1 protein-coding gene is annotated in these 755 nt (G+C 62.3%); it reads right to left on the bottom strand.

Going from position 1 to position 755, the window contains the following annotated elements:
• Positions 1 to 755: TraG/VirB4 family ATPase (locus ACM43_RS09590; protein ID WP_442869281.1), on the bottom strand; the 755-nt coding region annotated here is incomplete at both ends.

Raw genomic sequence — 755 nt, 5'->3', positions numbered from 1 at the left:
TCTGCCGCCCAAGCGACGCCACGGTGCTGGAGCCAGGCCGGCACGAAGCCGTCAGGTCCATGTTCGGCGAGGAGTTGCGTGATGGTGGCCTGGTCTATCTTGGAAGAGGCCGCGGTGAAGGCGAGCGCAACCTCACCAAGGCCGAGTTCGAACATCCGGTTGCCGCGACGGGACTGGCAGTAGTAGTCGCGCTTCGGCGTGGCCCGGCTCAGAAGCTCGATCTGGCGGTCGTTGAGGCCGAAGCGGCGGTAGATGGCAGTGATCTGCGGTTCGATCGCCCGTTCGTTAGGCAACAGTAAGCGCGTTGGGCAGCTTTCGATGATCGCCGGCGCGGTTGCGGAACCATCGATGTCCGAAAGCGACTGGGTGGCGAAGATGACGGATGCGTTCTTTTTCCGTAGCGTCTTCAACCATTCTCGGAGTTGGCCAGCAAAATCCACGTCGTCGAGAGCCAACCACCCCTCATCGACAATCAGCAGCGTCGGCCGGCCATCGAGATGATCCCCAATACGATGGAAGAGGTACGCCAGCACGGCCGGCGCAGCGCTCGTTCCGATCAGACCTTCGGTCTCAAACGCCTGGACCGAGGCCTCGCCGAGACGTTCGAATTCGGCATCGAGCAAGCGTCCGGACGAACCGCCGAGGCAATATGGTTGCAAGGCGCGTTTCAGAGAGTTCGATTGGAGCAGCACTGACAGGCCCGTGAGGGTGCGTTCCTCCCTTGGCGCCGAAGCGAGAGATGTCAGCGCCGACCA

This window comes from Bradyrhizobium sp. CCBAU 45321, from assembly GCF_028128975.1.
Taxonomy (GTDB): Bacteria; Pseudomonadota; Alphaproteobacteria; order Rhizobiales; family Xanthobacteraceae; genus Bradyrhizobium; species Bradyrhizobium yuanmingense.
Note: the sequence above shows the minus strand (reverse complement) of the source record. Positions and strands in the feature narration are given on the sequence as shown.